This is a genomic window from Streptomyces sp. NPDC000594, from assembly GCF_040299965.1.
Lineage (GTDB): Bacteria > Actinomycetota > Actinomycetes > Streptomycetales > Streptomycetaceae > Streptomyces.
Map to the genome: position 1 here is coordinate 338,258 of NZ_JBEPCY010000005.1, position 18,119 is coordinate 356,376.

The following is an 18,119-nucleotide window of genomic DNA, read 5'->3' on the forward strand; positions in this document are numbered from 1 at the left end:
GGAGGAAGCTAATCGTCAATCCGGACACCTTCTGTCGGGATTTACGGGAGGCCGCGCCGAGCCCGGTGGGAGGTCGCGCCCGGCCCCGCTGGAAGGCCGCGCCCGAGCCCGGCGGGAGGCCGGCCCGCCGGGCCCCGGCACGGCTGCGCCGGGGCCCGGAACGGTCCGGACCCCGGCGGAGCACCCGGATCAGGCCGGGCCGTCGGCGTTCAGGACACCCGCCCGGACCGTCTCCGGGTCCACGTCGTGCAGCCCGCCGTCCAGCAGCAGCCAGCGGGTGATCCCGATCGACTCCAGGAACGGCATGTCGTGACCGGCCACGATGAGCGCGCCCTCGTACGACTCCAGCGCCGCCGTCAGCTGCCGCACGCTCGCCATGTCCAGATTGTTGGTCGGCTCGTCCAGCAACAGCAGCTGCGGCGCCGGCTCCGCCAGCAGCTGGGCCGCCAGCGCGGCCCGGAACCGCTCGCCCCCGGAGAGGGTGCCCGCGAGCTGGTCCGCGCGTGCCCCCTTGAAGAGGAAGCGCGCCAGCCGCGCCCTGATCCGGTTGTCGGTCGCGCCGGGGGCGTGCCGGGCCACATTCCCGGCCACGGTCAGCCCGTCGTCCAGGACATCGAGCCGCTGGGGCAGAAAGCGCATCGGCACCTCGGTGACCGCCTCGCCCTCGACCGGCGCCAGCTCGCCCGTGAGGGTGCGCAGCAGGGTGGTCTTGCCCGCGCCGTTCCGCCCCACCAGGGCGATCCGCTCGGGTCCCCGTACCTCCAGATCGCCCAGCGGGCGGTCGGAGTGACGCAGGGTCACACCGCTCAGCCGCAGGACGCCCCGGCCCGGGTGGACCGCCGTGTACGGCAGCTCGATCCGGATCTCGTCGTCGTCGCGGACGGCGGCGACGGCCTCGTCCAGCCGTTCCTTGGCCCGGTCGAGCCGCCCGGTCTGGGTGGCCGTCAGCTTGCCGGCGGAGACCTGGGCGGACCGCTTGAGCGCACTGGCCGCGATCCTCGGAACGCTTCCGCTGTCCTGCATCTTCTGGCCGTACCGCTTGCGGCGGGCCAGCTTGACCTGGGTGTCGGCGAGTTCCCGCTTCTGCCGCTGCATATCGGTACGGGCGGCACGGACCATGCGCTCGGCGGCCTCCTGCTCGACGGCGAGGGCCTCCTCGTACGCGGAGAAGTTCCCCCCGTACCAGCTGACCTCGCCGTCCCGCAGATCGGCGATCTGGTCGACCAGCTCCAGCAGTTCGCGGTCATGGCTGACCACGACCATCACCCCGGGCCAGGAGTCGACCGCGTCGTACAGCCGGTGCCGGGCGTACCGGTCCAGATTGTTGGTCGGTTCGTCCAGGAGCAGGACATCGGGCCGGGCCAGCAGCAGCGCCGCGAGGCGCAGCAGGACGCCCTCACCGCCGGAGATCTCGCCGATGGTGCGGTCGAGACCGATGGAGCCGAGGCCGAGGCGGTCGAGGGTGGCGCGGGCGCGCTCCTCGATGTCCCAGTCGTCGCCGACCGCCGTGAAGTGCTGCTCGGCGGTGTCGCCGGACTCGATGGCGTGCAGGGCGGCCCGCGCGGCGGCGATGCCCAGCGCCTGGTCCACCCGCAGCCGGGTGTCGAGGACGAGGTTCTGCGGCAGATAGCCGATCTCGCCGCTGACCCGTACCTGGCCGGAGACCGGGGTCAGCTCCCCGGCCATCAGCTTCAGCAGGGTGGACTTCCCCGAGCCGTTGCGGCCGATGAGCCCGGTGCGGCCGGGGCCGATCGCGAGCTGGAAGTCGTCCAGGACCGTGGTGCCGTCGGGCCAGCCGAAGGTGAGCGCGGTGCACAGGACATGGGAGGAGTGGGTAGACATGAGGAGTCTCCTGTTGCGGGGAAGGGGCGGGGGGCAACGGGGGAGACACCGCGCCATGCGCGGACGACGATGCGTGGGGAGACGGCCATGGCCGGGGCCCAACCGGGCCGACCGGAGGGTTTCCGGATCGGTGGACGGGGGCGGATCACCGGGGGAGGACGGCTCGAACGCCGAGGTCGCACAGGGTGCACACGCCGGGAGACGGCGGGTGGCACACGGTGTCCCAGGACCTCAGACGAGCAACGTCCTTCTCCTCTTCGACGGCAACAGAACCGTTGATGACGTTAGAAGACGTGATCAGGGGTGTCAACGCATTAATGACCGGCGGTCACCTGGTGCGGGGTGGTCGGGCGTACGGACCCAGGGTGTACGGGCGCGGGGGGCGGGCGGGCGCCCGGGTCAGCGGGCGTCGCGCAGCAGATCGGCCAGATCCTGGTCGAGATCGAGATGGAGGTACTCCTGCCCGGCCGGGACCATGCCCTGGGCCCGGCGCAGAAAGCGGCGCAGCTCGCTGGTGCGGACATGGAGCACCGCGACCCCTTCCCGCGCGTGGAACTCCAGAACCGTACGGTCGTACCCGTACGGCCGGACCCGGACATCACCCGATCCGGCCGGTTCGTCGACACCCGTCGCCAGCAGCTCCCGGCCGAAGGCCCAGGTGATGTCGGTGCCCTCCAGGGTCGCGGGCGCGGGGAAGTCCATCCGTACGGCGAAGGGGTCCTCGCTGTCGTAACGGAGGGTGGCGGGGACCGTCTCCATCCGGGGCGCGGGTGCCACAAGCCGGGCCTGCACGGCCTGTTCGATCATGGTGGGCACGGCCCGCTCCTTCGCGTGCTGGGTGGACGCCTCCCTGGCTGCTGAGAAGGACGAAAGCCGGGCACGGAAGGTGCACCGGACGGTACGTGAGCTGTGTCACCGGTCCCCGCAGGGCCCCGTGTGGTCGCAGTAGGGCGGGTTCCGGGTCGCCCCGCAGCCACAGAGCGTCACCCGGGTTTCCTGATGGTCGCCCTCGGTGGTCCGGACGGTGAGATCGCCGCGCACCACGATCCGGCCGTCCGGGGCGGGGGAGAGGACCGTGGGGCGGTCCGGCTCCTCCCCGGTGCCGTCCGGGTACCGGTAGCGCAGGGCCCCGGAGGGACAGCGGCGCACCACCTCGGCGACCTGGTCGGGAGGGGCGCCGTCGGGGGCGATCCAGGGACGCCGGGCCACGTCGAAGACGCGCGGGAGCCCCTGGACGCACTCCGCCGCGTGCAGACAGCGCGCCGTGTCAAAGGTGACGGTGATCTCCCGGCCGGGGTACTCCTTGGGCGGCTGCGGCTGCGGCTGCGGCTGCGGCTGCGATTGCGGTCGTCGGGAGTCCTGTCCGGAGGCCGGCTCCTGGTCCGGGGCCATGAGGCCAGGGTAGGAAGGGGCGGCGGGATCCGCACCCCGGCGCCCGTGGCCCTGCGCACCCTGGACGGGGTCAGGCGGGTGGGCTAGCTTCCAGCGCCATGACATCCATGGGGAACCCTCGGCGGAGTGCGGAGCACCGGACCGGGCGCGGGACCGGGCGCGGGACGGGCCGGACCACGGTACGGGCGGTGGCGGCGGCGCTCTGCGCGGCGGCGCTGGCCGTATCGCTCACCGGACCGGCGGGGGCCGCGCAGGCCACTCGGGAGACGGCGGATCCCGGGGCGATATCCCGGGCGGCACAGATCTGGGGCCTCAAGGAGACGGGGACGGCGGTACGGTTCCGGGGGCTCGCGGCCGTCGACCACCGCACCGCCTGGGCGGCGGGCTCGCGCGGGACCGTGCTCCGTACCGCCGACTCCGGCCGCAGCTGGCACGATGTCTCCCCGCCCGGCGCCGGGGAGCTGGAGTTCCGCGATATCGAGGCGTTCGACGGACGGACCGCCGTGGTGCTCGCCATCGGGGAGGGCGAGGCGTCCCGGATCTACCGCACCGCCGACGGCGGGGCCACCTGGAGCGAGTCCTTCCGGAATACCGACCCCCGGGCGTTCTACGACTGTGTCGCCTTCTTCGACCGGTCCAACGGTCTGGCCATGAGCGACCCGGTGGACGGGAAGTACCGGATCGCCGCCACCCGGGACGGGGGCCGGTCCTGGCGGATCCTGCCGTCCGGGGGGATGCCTCCGGCCCAGCCCGGGGAGGCCGGGTTCGCGGCGAGCGGCCAGTGCCTGGTGACGGCGGGCACCCGGGATGTGTGGCTGGCGACCGGCGGCGGCGCGACCGCGCGGGTGCTGCACTCCGCCGACCGGGGACGGAACTGGACCGCCGCGACCACCCCCGTCCCGGCGGGCGACCCGGCGCGCGGGGTCTTCGCGCTCGCCTTCCGGGACCGGGGGCGGGGCATCGCCGTCGGCGGCGACTACCGCACCGGTCAGCCGTCGCCGAGCGCGGCGGCCGTCAGCCGGGACGGGGGACGCAGCTGGCAGGAGTCGGCGACCCCGCCGCCCGCCTACCGCTCCGGCGTCGCCTGGCTGCCCCGTACCCGCGCGGCGGCGCTCGCGGTCGGGCCCACGGGCACCGACCTCACCCTGGACGCGGGCCGCACCTGGCACACCGTCGACACCGGCTCCTTCGACACGGTCGACTGTGTGCCGACCGCGTGCTGGGCCTCCGGCGAGAAGGGCCGCGTCGCCCGCCTGGAACCCAGCCGTCGCTGACCCCGTCCCGGCCCCGTTCTGACCTCGTCCTGGTCCTGCTCTGACCTTGTCCTGGTCCTCGCCCTGGTCCCGCCCGCCCCGGCCGCCCGCGCCGGGGCGGCGGGGGGACGCCCTACGCTGGGGCGGTATGACGATCATCGAGGTGCCCGGGGGATGGCCCGCCGACGAGACGGCCGCGCGGGCCGTCCAGGACGCGTTGCGGGCGCGGGTGGTGCTGGACGAGCCGGGGCCGCCGCCCGGCGCCGGCACGGTCACCGGGGTGGATGTGGCCTATGACGACGCCCGGGGCCTGGTCGCCGCCGCCGCCGTCGTCCTCGACGCCCGCACCCTCGCCGTCGTGGCGGAGGCCACCGCCGTCGGCAGGGTCGCCTTCCCCTATGTCCCCGGGCTGCTCGCCTTCCGGGAACTCCCCGCCGTGCTCGCCGCCCTGGACTCCCTGCCGGCCGACCCGGGTCTGGTGGTCTGCGACGGCTACGGCCGGGCGCACCCTTGGCGGTTCGGTCTCGCCAGCCATCTCGGGGTGCTCACCGGACTGCCCACGATCGGCGTCGCCAAGAACCCCTTCGTTCACGCCCCCGGCGAACTCGGCCCCGAGCGGGGCGCCACCGCTCCCCTCCGGGACGACGACGGCGAGGAGCTGGGCAGGGCGCTGCGCACCCAGCCGGGCGTCAAGCCCGTCTATGTCTCGGTGGGCCACCGGGTCGGCCTCGACACCGCCTGTGCCCATACCCTCGCCCTCGCGCCCCGCTACCGGCTGCCGGAGACCACCCGCCGGGCCGACCGGCTCTGCCGCGACGCGCTCACCGAGGCGACCCGGTGACAGGGCGAACCGGTGACGGCGCCCCGGCGACCGGGACCCGATGACCGGGGCGCGGGCCGCACCGCCGCCGGGGCTACCGCCGGGCCGCCACCCGGAAGCGGATGCCCGCCTTCTGGAGCCGGGTCAGCAGCGCGTCCCCCATCGCCGCCGCCGGGGTGACCTGCCCCGAAGCGGGCGGCAGCTCGTCGAAGGCGAGACAGAGCGCCGACTCGGCGAAGATCTTCGCGGTCTCGTCGTACCCCGGATCACCGCCGGTCACCTCGGTGTAGACGGCCCGTCCGCCGCCCTCGCCCACGAACCGCACCGAGAACCAGCTCTTCGCCCGGCGCCCGGCGTCCGGCCCCTCGCCCGGCCGCAGCCGGCTCAGGAACCAGCGCCGGGCGGCGGGCAGTTGCGCAAGCCCGACCAGCGCGGTGACCGCCGCCAGCCCGCCCACCGCCATCGGCAGCGTCTTCACCGCCGCGTAGTGCCGGTAGCGGAAGTCCGGCCCGTACCGGGGCAGGGACCGCGCCGACCGGGTGATGATCCGCCCGTCGAGCAGCGGCAGCGGCAGCGCCCACGCGTCCGTCTCGGCGCTGTAGCGCGGGCCCCCGATCGGCGAGCGGGCCCGCCGGCCGACCACCCGGGGCTCATGGAGCCGCCGCTGGTGCGCGGCGCGCAGCGTCTGCCGCCCCCGGCTCATCGCGTTGAGCGCGGAGGCGAAGGTCCCGCCCGAGAAGGTCCCGCTGGCGCTGACGAACCCGTCCACGCTCAGCGGTACCCCCTCCGGCAGCTGCTGCACCGTGAAGTACACCCCGAGATCGCCCGGCACCGAGTCAAAGCCGCAGGCGTGCACCAGCCGGGCACCGGTCTCCCGCGCCCGTGCCTCGTGATGGACGTACACCAGGTCCACGAACTCGTTCTCGCCGGTCAGATCGAGATAGTCGGTCCCGGCGTCCGCACAGGCGGCGACCAGCGGTTCCCCGTACCAGAGATAGGGCCCCACCGTCGTCGCCACCACCCGCGCGGACGCGGCCAGCGCGCCCAGCGCCGCCGGGTCGTCCGCCCGTGCCTCGATCAGGGGCAGCCCGGCGCAGGCCGGATAATCGGCCGTCAGCTCCTCCCGCAGCCGCTCCAGCCGGGCGCGGCTGCGGCCCGCGAGGGCCCAGCGACAGTCGTCGGGCGCGTGCTCGGCCAGATACCGGGCGGTCAGTACCCCGACGAAGCCCGTCGCCCCGAAGAGCACGATGTCGTACGGGCGCTGTGCGCGAGCGCTCCCGTCCTGCGTGTTCACTGGCTCCTCCGCCATGGTGTCGCCCGGATACCGGGCGGCCTGGGTCCTGTGCGGGTGGCTGACCCTAGCGCGCGAGCAGGCCCCGGGAAAGGACGCCGTCCGCCGTGCGGGATCCTTCCCCCGGAGCGCGGGTGAATCCAGGCCACCGCCCCGCCGGGCGCCGGGCCGCTCCCCGGGCGGACGACGCTCCGGTGCGGACACGGCCTTGGACACGACCTTGTACCTGGGGATGCGCGTTCTTACCATCGCTGGTGTTACATCAGTTGTGTCATATATCGGTTCAGCGCTGGGGGTTCCATGACGACGACCTCGACGGACAGGCCGGGGGCGGCGGAGAGCGGCCCCCTCACCGGAGTACGTGTGGTCGAACTGGCGGGTATCGGGCCCGCCCCCTTCGCCGCCATGCTCCTGGCCGACCTGGGCGCCGATGTCGTCCGGGTCGACCGGCCCGGCGGCTCGGGATTCGGCATCGATCCCGCGTACGACCTCACCAACCGCAACAAGCGCTCCGTCCTCGTCGACCTCAAGGCCCCCGACGGCGCCCAGCGGGTGCTGGAGCTGGCCGAGCGGGCCGACATCCTGATCGAGGGCTACCGCCCCGGCGTCGCCGAGCGCCTCGGGGTGGGGCCCGAGGCCTGTCTCGCCCGTAACCCCCGGCTGGTGTACGGGCGGATGACCGGCTGGGGCCAGGACGGCCCGCTCGCCGACCGGGCAGGGCACGACATCGCGTACATCGCCGTCACCGGCACCCTCGGCATGATCGGCAGCCCCGACGAGCCCCCCGCCGTCCCCGCCAACCTGCTGGGCGACTACGCGGGCGGCGCGCTCTATCTCGTCACCGGGGTGCTCGCCGCCCTGCACCACGCCCGCACCGAGGGCGGCCGGGGCCAGGTCGTGGACGCGGCCATCGTGGACGGCGCCGCCCATCTGGCCACGATGATCCATGGCATGGTGGCCGCCGGTGGCTGGCGGGACCGGCGCGGCTCCAATCTGCTGGACGGCGGCAGCCCCTTCTACGGCTGCTACGAGACCTCCGACGGCGGCCATATGGCGGTCGGGGCGCTGGAGCAGCGGTTCTACGACGAGTTCGTCCGGGTGCTCGGTATCGCCGACCGGATCCCCGCCCGTCAGGACATCGACCGCTGGGAGGAGTTGCGCACCGCCGTCGCCGACGCCTTCCGGACCCGTACCCGTGCCGAGTGGACCCGGCTCTTCGACGCCACGGACGCCTGTGTGGCGCCCGTCCTCTCGCTGAGCGAGGCCCCCCGGCATCCGCATCTCGCCGCCCGGGGCACCTTTACGGAGCACGGCGGGGTCACCCAGCCCGCGCCCGCGCCCCGGTTCTCGGCCACCCCCGGGACCCTGCGCACCCCGCCGGCGCTGCCCGGCGCCCACAGCGCGGAGGTGGCCCGCGACTGGGGGCTGCCCGCACCCGGCGCGGGACCGGACCCGGCCGGACCGCATGGCCCCGGGCCGCACGCGGCCGAACCGGACGGTGCCGGACCGGACGGAGCCCCGGCCCCCGGGCCCTGACCCCCGTACCCGCCCCCGGCAAGCACCCCCCGCCGCCGACACTCCCGCACCCGAAAGGCCGCTGACGTGAGCACCGAAGCGTATGTGTACGAGGCGATCCGCACCCCGCGCGGCCGTGGCAAGCCGGGCGGGGCCCTGCACGGCACCAAGCCGATCGACCTGGTGGTCGGTCTGATCCAGGAACTGCGGGACCGCTTCCCCGGCCTGGACATGGCCGCCGTGGACGACATCGTCCTCGGGGTCGTGGGCCCGGTCGGCGACCAGGGCTCCGACATCGCCCGGATCGCGGCCATCGCCGCCGGACTCCCGGACACCGTCGCCGGGGTCCAGGAGAACCGCTTCTGCGCCTCCGGCCTCGAAGCCGTCAACATGGCCGCGATGAAGATCCGGTCCGGCTGGGAGGATCTGGTCCTCGCCGGCGGTGTGGAGTCGATGTCCCGGGTGCCCATGGCCTCCGACGGCGGCGCCTGGTTCGCCGACCCGATGACCAACCACACGGTGGGCTTTGTCCCCCAGGGCATCGGCGCCGACCTCATCGCCACCATCGAGGGGTTCGGCCGCCGGGAGGTGGACGAGTACGCGGCCCTCTCCCAGGAGCGGGCGGCGGCGGCCTGGAAGGCGGGCCGGTTCGACCGCTCCGTCGTCCCCGTACGGGACCGGAACGGGCTGGTCGTCCTCGACCGCGACGAGCATCCCCGGCCGGGCACCACCGCCGATACCCTCGCCGCCCTCAAGCCGTCCTTCGCCGGGATCGGCGACCTCGGCGGCTTTGACGCGGTGGCGCTCCAGAAGTACCACTGGGTCGAGCGGATCGACCATGTCCACCACGCGGGCAACTCCTCCGGCATCGTGGACGGCGCCGCCCTCGTCGCCATCGGCTCCCAGGAGATCGGTGAGCGGTACGGGCTCCGCCCGCGCGCCCGGATCGTCTCCGCCGCCGTCTCCGGCTCCGAGCCGACCATCATGCTCACCGGACCCGCCCCGGCCACCCGCAAGGCCCTCGCACGGGCCGGGCTGACCATCGATGACATCGATCTGGTCGAGATCAACGAGGCGTTCGCGGCGGTGGTGCTCCGCTTCGCCCGGGAGATGGACCTCCCGCTGGACCGGATCAACGTCAACGGCGGGGCCATCGCCCTGGGCCATCCGCTGGGCGCCACCGGGGCGATGATCCTCGGCACCCTCGTGGACGAACTGGAGCGCCGGGAGCTGCGGTACGGGCTCGCCACCCTCTGTGTCGGGGGCGGTATGGGCATCGCCACCGTGGTCGAGCGGCTGGGGACATGACCCGGCCCGCCCGCGTGGCCACCAGCCGTCCCGCCCGCGCGGGAACCGCCCCTTCCGCCCCGCCGCCGACCCCGGAGACCGCGCCATGAGCCAGCCCGCCGCCACCCCTCCCGCCGCCCCCGACCCCGCCGGCGCGGCCACCACCGACTCCTCCGACGCGTCCGCCCCGGTCCCCGCCGACGCGTCCGTGCCCGGCCCCGTCGCCGGGCCCATCCGCTGGGAACGGGACGACAGCGGGGTCGTCACCCTTCTCCTCGACGCCCCCGGCCGCTCCGCCAACACCGTCGACCGCGCCTTCATCGAGGCCCTGACGGCCGTCGCCGACCGCGCCGAGGCCGAGCGGGAGTCGATCCGGGGCATCGTCGTCACCTCCGCCAAGGAGACCTTCCTCGCCGGGGGCGACCTCACCGAGCTGATCCGGCTCGGGCCCGCCGACGCCGCGCTCGCCTTCGAGACCTCCATGGCGGTCAAACGCGCCCTGCGCCGGATCGAGACCCTGGGGGTGCCGGTCGTCGCCGCGATCAACGGCTCCGCGCTGGGCGGCGGCTATGAACTCGCCCTCGCCTGCCACCACCGGATCGCGCTGGACACCCCCGGCGCCCGGATCGGACTCCCCGAGGTCACCCTCGGACTGCTGCCCGGCGGCGGCGGGGTGACCCGTGCCGTGCGGCTCCTCGGCATCGCCGACGCCCTGCTGAAGCTGCTGCTCCAGGGCACCCAGTACCCCCCGCGCCGGGCCCTGGAGCACGGCCTGGTCCATGAGGTCGCCACCGACCGGGACGATCTGGCGCGCCGGGCCCGGGCCTTCGTCGACGACCACCCCGAGTCCGCGCAGCCCTGGGACGTGAAGGGCTACCGCATCCCCGGCGGCACCCCGGCCACCCCCCGGTTCGCCGCCGAGCTGCCCGCCTTCCCCGCCCAGCTCAAGAAGCGGACCGGCGGGGCGCCCTACCCCGCCCCGCGCAATATCCTCGCCGCCGCCGTCGAGGGCGCCCAGGTCGACTTCGGGACGGCCCAGACCGTCGAGGCGCGCTACTTCACCGAACTGGTCACCGGGCAGACCGCCAAGAACATGATCCAGGCGCTCTTCTTCGATCTGCGGACGGTCAACTCCGGTACGAGCCGCCCCCAGGGAGTGGCGCCCCGCCCCGTCCGCCGGGCCGCCGTGCTGGGCGCCGGCACCATGGGCGCCGGGATCGCCTACGCGCTGGCCCGCGCCGGTATCGAGGTCGTCCTCAAGGATGTGACGGAGGAGGCCGCGCACGGCGGCAAGGCGTACTCCGAACGGCTGCTGGCCAAGGCGCTCACCCGGGGGCGCACCACCCCCGAGAGGCGTGACGCTCTGCTGGCCCGGATCACCCCCACCGCCGACGCCGCCGACCTCGCGGGCTGTGACGCGGTGATCGAGGCGGTCTTCGAGGACACCGCCCTCAAGCACACCGTGCTGCGGGAGGCCCAGCGGTTCGCCGCCCCCGACGCGCTGCTCTGCTCCAACACCTCCACCCTGCCGATCTCCCTGCTCGCCGAGGGGGTCGACCGGCCCGACGACTTCATCGGACTGCACTTCTTCTCCCCCGTCGACCGGATGCCGCTGGTCGAGATCGTCCGGGGGCGGCGCACCGGCGACACCGCGCTGGCCCGCGCCTTCGATCTGGTCCGGCAGATCGACAAGACCCCGATCGTGGTCAATGACTCCCGGGGTTTCTTCACCTCCCGGGTGATCGGGCGGTTCATCAACGAGGGCGTGGCCATGGTCGGCGAGGGCGTCCCGGCGGCCACCGTGGAACAGGCCGCCGCCCAGGCCGGATACCCGGCGAAGGTCCTCTCCCTGATGGACGATCTGACCTTCACCCTCGCCCGCCGGATCCGGCGGGAGACCCGGAGCGCGGTCGAGGAGTCCGGCGGGACGTGGACACCGCACCCCGCCGACGCGGTCGTCGACCGGATGGTGGACGAGTTCGGCCGGACCGGGCGGCCCGGCGGGGCGGGGTTCTACCGCTATGACGAGGACGGCACCCGCACCGGACTCTGGCCGGGGCTGCGGGAGCACTTCGGCCGCCCCGGGGTCACCGTCCCGTTCGAGGACGTCCAGGAGCGGATGCTGTTCTCCGAGGCGCTGGACGCGGTGCGCTGTCTGGAGGAGTCCGTGCTGACCTCGGTCGCCGACGCCAATATCGGGTCGATCATGGGGATCGGCTTCCCGGCGTGGACCGGCGGGGTGCTCCAGTACATCGACGGGTACCAGGGCGGGCCGGCGGGCTTCGCGGCGCGCGCCCGGGAGCTGGCCGAGCGGTACGGCGAGCGGTTCGCGCCGCCCGCGCTGCTGCTGGCGAAGGCGGAGCGGGGCGAGCGGTTCGGCGAGGGGCCGGGAGCGGAGTGACCCGGGGGCGCCCGGCCCCCGCCGGTCACCGGGCGCCCTCTCCCTCCGGCTCCCCCGCAGGGGCGGAGAGCGGCTCCCCGGCGGAGACCGGCTTCCCGGCGGGCGCGACCTCCTCCGCAGGTACCGCGTCCGCCGGGCCGAACGCCGCCCGCAGCTCCTCCTTCAGCGACCGCTGGAACGCCGCCACCAGCGCCTGCACCACCAGCGGAGCCATCGGCGCCGAACGGGTGCGCATCGCCGCGACCCGCTGGGGATCCGGCTCCCGCTCCCGGTACGGATCCCAGACCTCGTCCCGGAAGAGCGCGGTCAGCTCCTGCGCCGCCGCCCGGGTATGACGGACCAGCGCCGCCCGCGCCGCGAGGATCGTCTCCTCCCCGATCGGCACCTCCAGCAGCTGGGTCCCGAGCCGCAGCAGTCCCGGATCGACCCGATAGCGCTCCGGTGCCCCGGGCACCCGCCCCACGGCGCCCATCGCCACCAGCCGGTCGATGTCCCCGTCGGTCAGCGCCCGCCCCGCCCGCCGTTCCAGGTCCGCACGGTCCGCCTCCTCCTCGGCGCCCGGCGCCCAGGAGGCCACCAGGGCCCGGTGGATGGCCAGCTCCCGGGCGTCCAGACCGTCCGGCAGCCGCTCCAGATAGCGTTCGATGGCGGCCAGGGTCATCCCCTGGTGCTGAAGCTCCTCGATCAGCGCCAGCCGGGAGAGATGGTCCTGGCCGTACCGCCCCACCCGGCGCGGTCCGATCCACGGCGGGGGCAGCAGGCCCCGGGTCCCGTAGAAGCGGATGGTGCGTACGGTCACCCCCGCCCGCGCGGCCAGTTCGTCGACGGTGAGGGTCGGTTCCCCGTTCCCGATCCCGCTCGCGTTCCCGGTCGCCATCGCCGCGCCTCGCTCTCCCCCCGGCCTGGGCCGATCGCCCCGGTGCAACAGTATTGCTGTCCCACCGTCGCTGTGAAGGACACCGGTGAGCGGGCCGGGCGGCCGCGATATCACCGCCGGACGGGAACCAAGATCACCGGTGTCGGCGTCCTCCCGGCCACTACCCCGGGACCAGGGGTACGAATGGAAGGAGAGCCCGCGATGACCGGTAGTGAGCCCCGGGGGAACACGGGCGGACACCCGGCGAGGAACCGCCGGTCCCTGAGGGCCGGGGGAGCGGTCACTGCCGGACTCTGTGCCTTCATGGTCTGGGCGCTCTGGCCGGACCCCACCCCCTACGACCTTCGCTCCGGGACACCGGACGGGCTGCGGATCGAGGCACAGCGCTCGGAGTACCCCTACTCCAAGGAGCTGGCCGCCGATGTGGACGAGCTGCTCAAGGTCTATGTGGAGCGGCTCCGGGAGGGGGACGCGCGCGAGCTGGCCCGCCTCGGCCCGCCCTGGTACGAGGGCCGCTACGCCCATGCCGTCCGGCTGATCGAACGCCTCGGCCCGGTCGCCGACGAGCCCGTACGGGTGGTGGTGGGGGACCCGGTCGTGCCCTACTTCGGTGTGACACGGCTGAACTTCGCCGACGGCGTGAAGCAGGAGCTGCGGGTGATCCGCGACCGGGACGACGTCTGGTGGGTGGAGCTGGGCGAGGGCGATCTCTCGTACGGCCAGGAGCTGCCCGTCTGAACGGGCCGCTGGGTGACCGGGCGGACGGGACGACCCCGCCCGCCCGGCGCGCGATCAGGGCAGGGTCACCCCGTACACCCCCAGCGCCTCCACCACGGGCTGGTGGATCGCGGTGCCCCGGGTGCCGGAGCAGCCCGCGCTGCCGGAGTGGATGCCCAGCGCGGTGCTCCCGCTGAAGTGGGCGCCGCCGCTGTCGCCCCCCGCCGAGCAGGCCGTGGTGCGGACCATCCCGTACACCGGGCCGTCGGAGTAGTTGACGGTCACATTCACGGCGGTGACGGTGCCGCTGGTCAGCCGGGTGGTGGAACCGCTCTTCTGGAGGGCCTGTCCGACCAGGGCCGAGGCGGCCGAGGTGATGGTGGCATAGGTGCCGTCATAGCGGTTGACGGTCCCGGGCGGCTGCGATCCGTCGGTGTAGCGCACCAGACCGAAGTCGTCACCGGGGAAGCTGGAGCCCTCGGTGCTGCCGATCTCCGGGCCGCCCGAGGTCGCCGACCAGGTGGAGACCCCCTCGGTGCAGTGGCCCGCCGTCAGGAAGAGGCGGTCGGCGCCCCGTGCCACATTGAACGCCGACGAGCAGCGGTAGCCGCCGCCGTAGATGGCCTCCCCGCCCGCGACCTCCCGGGTGAAGACCCCCGGGACGCGTTCGACACGGACCGCCCCGCCGAGCGCGTCGGCGACCCGGGTGAGCCGGGTCATCGCGGCGGCGGAGACCGAGGTGTCGGCCTGGACGGCGATCTGGTTGGCGGCCGGGTCCACCCCCCAGGAGGTGCCGGTGATCCTCGCCCGGGACTCCAGGGCGGCCATGGCCGCCCGGAGTTCGGCGGGGCCGCGCTCCACGATCCGCGCCCGTGCCCCCTCGGCCTCCACCTCGGCCGCCGCCTGCGGAGTGGTGACCGTGACGATCAGTTCGCCGGAGTCGGGGTCGAGATAGGAGCCCGCCGTGTCCTCGCCCAGGGCCCGTTCCAGCCGGGTGTCGAGGGCGTACTGGCCGGCGGAGACGGTGACACCGGGGCTGGGTTCGGGGGAGGGGTCGGGGGCGGCACCGGCCGCCGGGGTACCGAGGGCCAGGGCGGGCAGGGTGAGCAGGAGGGTGAGGCAGATTCGCGCACGGGGCGTGCGTCGTCTCATGGGGCTTCTCCTTCGCTGGGTCCGTGGGGGGCTGCCGAGAAGCGGGTGCCGGCCGGGACCGGTCCCGTTCAATGTGGCATGACCCTGACACGGCCACAAGAGTCGTGCGGAGTCATCGATTCCGCGCCACGCCGGGGCGGAAACCCGACGTGGCACCCCTCGGACCGAAACCTCCCCCGCCCGAAGTCGCCCGGAGCCGCCCCACGTCAGCGGGCGGAGCCCACCACGGGGTAGTGGTCCGACAGATGGGTGTACGTGTACGTCCGGCCCCAGCTGGAGACCGTCCAGGGCGCGGTGCTCTCCGCGATCACCTCATTGGTCCACCGCGCGGGCCGGGCATGACCGGCCCGGTGCAGTACATGGTCCAGATCCTCGCTCGGCAGCCCCGGGTAGCGCTCGGCGGCGATCGAGTTCCCGGTGGTGTCGAAGGAGTTCGCGAGTCCGGTACGGGCCCCGGCGGCCACCAGGCCGGCGTTCTCCAGGGTCGCGGCGAACTCCGGCGTCCGGGTGTCGACATTGAGGTCGCCCGCCACCAGCACCTGCTCACCCGCCGGAATGCCCTTGGCGTCGAGGAAGGCGTCCATCTCGCGGAACTGCGCGGCGCGCACCCGCTCCGCCGCGCCCGCCGCGCACCCCGGGTCGGTGGACTGGTTGTGCACCCCGACCACATGGACGGGGGTGCCCCGCACCGACAGCTCGGCATAGACGAAGCCCTTGTTGGACCAGCGGTCCCCGCCACAGGCGTCCGCGAAGATGTACTGCTCCTTCCGGGTGACCGGCCAGGCGCTCAGCAGGGTGACCCCGCCGTCCTCCGGGGTGAGGGCCGAGTACGCGCCACCGGTCGCGTCCCAGCCGGCGGTGGTCCGCCCCACGACGGGGGTCTGGTGCGGATAGCGGTCCGCCGCGTTCCGCTTCAGTGCGTCGGTGGTGCCGTTGTCGAACCCCTCCTGGATCACCACCACATCGTGGCCCTGGAAGAAGGGGGCGGCGGGTATCGCCTTCGCCCGGTGCCCCTGACCCCAGTTCGGGTAGAGCGCCCGGGAGAACAGGAAGGCGTTGTAGCTGAGCACGCTCAGTGCGGGGGTGGCCGTCCCCGGCTGCGGGGCGGCCGAGGCCGTGGGGGCCGTCCCCAGCAGCGCGGCGGCGGCGAGCGCCGTGGAGAGCAGCGCCGCCGAGGTGCGGCGGCGGAGGGGGAAGCGGGGCACAGTGACTCCTGGGGCCAGAAGGAACGGACCGACGGCAACCATCCAATCAGCCGAGGTTACTGATAAGTAATCAGTCGGTGTCATGGAGCGGACCCCTGTGCCAAGGAACGGAGCACCCCAACGGAGCCACCCGGGTGCGATGCGGGGGATTGTCCTCTGTCGCCGGGCCGGACCGGGGAGTACGGTCCCGCCCATGCCGATATGTGCGCGGGGCACCCGCTTGACGTACAGATCGCTCCTGGCGGCGGCCACGGCCGCCCTGATGACCGTGACCCTCTCCCCGGCGGACGCCCTCGGCGCACCGGGGCCCCAGGGAGCACGGGAGACCACACCCGTCCACTCGTACGAGAACGCCATCCGGGAGTCCGTCTGGGTGGACACCCGGCTCGACGGCGACGGCGACGGCCGCACCGACCGGGTCGCCGTCGACATCGTCCGGCCCCGTGAGGCCGCCCAGCAGGGTCGCACCGTCCCGGTGATCATGGACGCCAGCCCGTACTACGCCTGCTGCGGCCGGGGCAACGAGAGCCAGCGCAAGACCTATGACGCGGCGGGCAACCCCGTACAGTTCCCCCTCTACTACGACAACTACTTCGTCCCCCGGGGCTATGCCTTCGCCGCCGTGGACCTCGCCGGGACCAGCCGCTCCGACGGCTGCGCCGATGTCGGCGGCGTCTCGGACATCCAGTCCGCCAAGGCGGTGGTCGACTGGCTGAACGGCCGCGCCGACGGCTGGACCAGCCGCACCGGCACCCAGCGCACCACCGCCGCCTGGAGCAATGGCGCCACCGGCATGATCGGCAAGAGCTATGACGGGACCGTGGCCAACGGGGTCGCCGCCACCGGGGTCGAGGGGCTGAGGACCATCGTCCCCATCGGTGCCATCTCGACCTGGTACGACTACTACTTCGCCAAGGGCGCCCCCCTCTACGGCTCCGGCCCCGACGGGCTCTCCCACTACGTCAACAGCCCCGCCGCCCGGCAGCGCTGCGGCGCCGTCCAGCGGCGGCTGGCCAGCGGGGCCCCGCGCAACGGCGATCTGACCCCGCTCTGGGCCGAGCGCGACCATGTCCCCGACGCCTCCAAGGTGCGGGCCAGCGTTCTCGCCGTCCATGGGATGCAGGATCTGAACGTCCGGCCCAAGCATCTGGGCCAGTGGTGGGACGCGCTCGCGGCCCAGGGGGTCGAACGGCGGATCTGGCTCTCCCAGACCGGCCATGTCGACCCCTTCGACTTCCGCCGGTCGCACTGGGTGACCACGCTCCACCGCTGGTTCGACCACTACCTCATGGGTCTGGACAACGGCGTCGACCGTGAGCCCATGGCCGAGATCGAACGCGCCCCTGATCAGTGGACCACCGACACCGCCTGGCCCCCGAGCGGCACCGTCCGCACCGAACTCCACCCCGGCAAGGGCGCCCTGGCGGGTGTCGGCACCCTGTCGGCCACCCCCGCGCCCCCCGGTGCCACCGAGAGCTTCACCGACGACCGGACCCAGGACGAGACCGACTGGGCCGCCCAGATCGACCGTTCCACCCGGGCCAAGACCGGATTCACCACCGCGCCGCTGACCCGCCCGCTGCGGCTCTCGGGCTCCTCCACGGTACGGATCACCGCGACCCCGACCACCTCCACCGCCCATCTCTCGGCGGTCCTGGTCGATCTCGGACCCGACACCATCCGGGACTACGCCGCCGCCGGTGAGGGGATCACCACCCTGACCCAGCGCACCTGCTGGGGGCCGAGCACCCCGGGTGACAGCTCCTGCTACCGGGAGACCCGCGCACAGAACCGCGCCGTCGACCACACCATCTTCAGCCGGGGCTGGGCCGATCTCGGCAACCATGCCTCCGATGCCCAGGGCCGCCCGCTGACCCCGGGCCGGGCCCACACCATCACCCTCGATCTGCACGCCACCGACCATGTGGTCCCGGCGGGCCACCGGCTCGCGCTGATCATCGCGGGTACCGACGCCGGGCTGATCGAGCCGCCCGCGAGCACCCCCACCCTCACCCTCGATCTCAGCCGTACCTCGGCCCGGCTGCCGATCGTGGGCGGCCTCGCGGCCCTGGCCCGCGCCACCGACGGCGCGGTGGCGCCCGTTCTCGCCCCCGGACCCCTGCTGCGGGGCGTCGAGGGGCCGCGCGCCCGCCTGCCGATCCCCGGCACCGCCCTCAACGGCACCGCCGTCGACAGCACCGCTCTCAACAGCGGCACCGGCAGCAGCGACCGCAGGACCGCCGGCCGGTGAGCGAGCCGGTCACCGTCTGAGCGCCGGCCGCCCTGAACGCCTCCCGCACCGGGAGCCGTTCCCCGGAGGGAACCAGAACCCCGCACCGGGACCGGGCGGCCGGCCCCCACGTACCG

At 74.1% G+C, this 18,119-nt stretch carries 14 protein-coding genes; 7 read left to right on the plus strand and 7 right to left on the minus strand.

Annotated elements, in window-relative coordinates:
• Positions 1–189: 189 nt before the first annotated feature.
• The 3 genes from ABT354_RS10715 to ABT354_RS10725 all read right to left on the minus strand — a co-directional run bounded on the left by ABT354_RS10715 (position 190) and on the right by ABT354_RS10725 (position 3,234).
• On the minus strand, positions 190–1,842 hold the full coding sequence (locus tag ABT354_RS10715; RefSeq protein WP_351491712.1) for an ABC-F family ATP-binding cassette domain-containing protein: 1,653 nt from the start codon (positions 1,840–1,842) through the stop codon (positions 190–192).
• A gap of 399 nt (positions 1,843–2,241) precedes the next feature.
• The gene (ssgD, locus tag ABT354_RS10720; RefSeq protein ID WP_351491714.1) at positions 2,242–2,658 is read right to left on the minus strand and encodes a spore wall synthesis regulator SsgD; all 417 of its coding nucleotides are present in this window, start codon (positions 2,656–2,658) and stop codon (positions 2,242–2,244) included.
• A 96-nt stretch (positions 2,659–2,754) separates the two neighbouring features.
• Positions 2,755–3,234 (minus strand): (4Fe-4S)-binding protein, encoded by a 480-nt coding sequence (locus tag ABT354_RS10725; RefSeq protein WP_351491716.1) that lies wholly within the window; start codon positions 3,232–3,234, stop codon positions 2,755–2,757.
• A 98-nt stretch (positions 3,235–3,332) separates the two neighbouring features.
• Between ABT354_RS10725 and ABT354_RS10730 the strand changes: the two genes are divergently transcribed.
• Together ABT354_RS10730 and ABT354_RS10735 are read left to right on the plus strand one after the other, a co-directional pair.
• Complete coding sequence (locus ABT354_RS10730; RefSeq protein WP_502983383.1) at positions 3,333–4,508, plus strand: WD40/YVTN/BNR-like repeat-containing protein; 1,176 nt, start codon at positions 3,333–3,335, stop codon at positions 4,506–4,508.
• Positions 4,509–4,635: 127 nt separating this feature from the next.
• The gene (locus ABT354_RS10735; RefSeq protein WP_351491719.1) at positions 4,636–5,328 is read left to right on the plus strand and encodes an endonuclease V; all 693 of its coding nucleotides are present in this window, start codon (positions 4,636–4,638) and stop codon (positions 5,326–5,328) included.
• A gap of 73 nt (positions 5,329–5,401) precedes the next feature.
• Here ABT354_RS10735 and ABT354_RS10740 read toward each other — a convergent pair whose 3' ends face one another.
• Positions 5,402–6,601 carry a saccharopine dehydrogenase family protein gene (locus ABT354_RS10740; RefSeq protein ID WP_351491721.1) on the minus strand — a complete coding sequence of 400 codons (1,200 nt, stop codon included), beginning with the start codon at positions 6,599–6,601 and terminating at the stop codon, positions 5,402–5,404.
• 297 nt (positions 6,602–6,898) lie between these two features.
• On the opposite strand from ABT354_RS10740, the gene ABT354_RS10745 reads away from it, so the two are divergent.
• The 3 genes from ABT354_RS10745 to ABT354_RS10755 all read left to right on the plus strand — a co-directional run bounded on the left by ABT354_RS10745 (position 6,899) and on the right by ABT354_RS10755 (position 11,801).
• Complete coding sequence (locus tag ABT354_RS10745) at positions 6,899–8,134, plus strand: CaiB/BaiF CoA transferase family protein (protein WP_351491724.1); 1,236 nt, start codon at positions 6,899–6,901, stop codon at positions 8,132–8,134.
• Between the two features lie 66 nt (positions 8,135–8,200).
• A complete protein-coding gene (locus ABT354_RS10750; RefSeq protein ID WP_351491726.1) occupies positions 8,201–9,421 on the plus strand; it encodes an acetyl-CoA C-acetyltransferase in 1,221 nt (406 codons plus the stop codon).
• 85 nt (positions 9,422–9,506) lie between these two features.
• Positions 9,507–11,801, plus strand: coding sequence for a 3-hydroxyacyl-CoA dehydrogenase NAD-binding domain-containing protein (locus tag ABT354_RS10755; protein ID WP_351491730.1), 2,295 nt, complete (start codon positions 9,507–9,509; stop codon positions 11,799–11,801).
• 25 nt (positions 11,802–11,826) lie between these two features.
• Here ABT354_RS10755 and ABT354_RS10760 read toward each other — a convergent pair whose 3' ends face one another.
• Positions 11,827–12,678: a MerR family transcriptional regulator gene (locus tag ABT354_RS10760; protein WP_351491732.1), complete on the minus strand. Its 852-nt coding sequence runs from the start codon at positions 12,676–12,678 to the stop codon at positions 11,827–11,829.
• A gap of 201 nt (positions 12,679–12,879) precedes the next feature.
• Between ABT354_RS10760 and ABT354_RS10765 the strand changes: the two genes are divergently transcribed.
• Positions 12,880–13,416 (plus strand): hypothetical protein, encoded by a 537-nt coding sequence (locus ABT354_RS10765; RefSeq protein WP_351491735.1) that lies wholly within the window; start codon positions 12,880–12,882, stop codon positions 13,414–13,416.
• A 54-nt stretch (positions 13,417–13,470) separates the two neighbouring features.
• Here ABT354_RS10765 and ABT354_RS10770 read toward each other — a convergent pair whose 3' ends face one another.
• Positions 13,471–14,547 (minus strand): S1 family peptidase, encoded by a 1,077-nt coding sequence (locus tag ABT354_RS10770; protein WP_351491737.1) that lies wholly within the window; start codon positions 14,545–14,547, stop codon positions 13,471–13,473.
• Positions 14,548–14,753: 206 nt separating this feature from the next.
• Complete coding sequence (sph, locus tag ABT354_RS10775; RefSeq protein WP_351491739.1) at positions 14,754–15,752, minus strand: sphingomyelin phosphodiesterase; 999 nt, start codon at positions 15,750–15,752, stop codon at positions 14,754–14,756.
• Between the two features lie 193 nt (positions 15,753–15,945).
• Between sph and ABT354_RS10780 the strand changes: the two genes are divergently transcribed.
• Positions 15,946–18,003 (plus strand): Xaa-Pro dipeptidyl-peptidase, encoded by a 2,058-nt coding sequence (locus ABT354_RS10780; RefSeq protein ID WP_351491741.1) that lies wholly within the window; start codon positions 15,946–15,948, stop codon positions 18,001–18,003.
• Positions 18,004–18,119 lie beyond the last annotated feature (116 nt).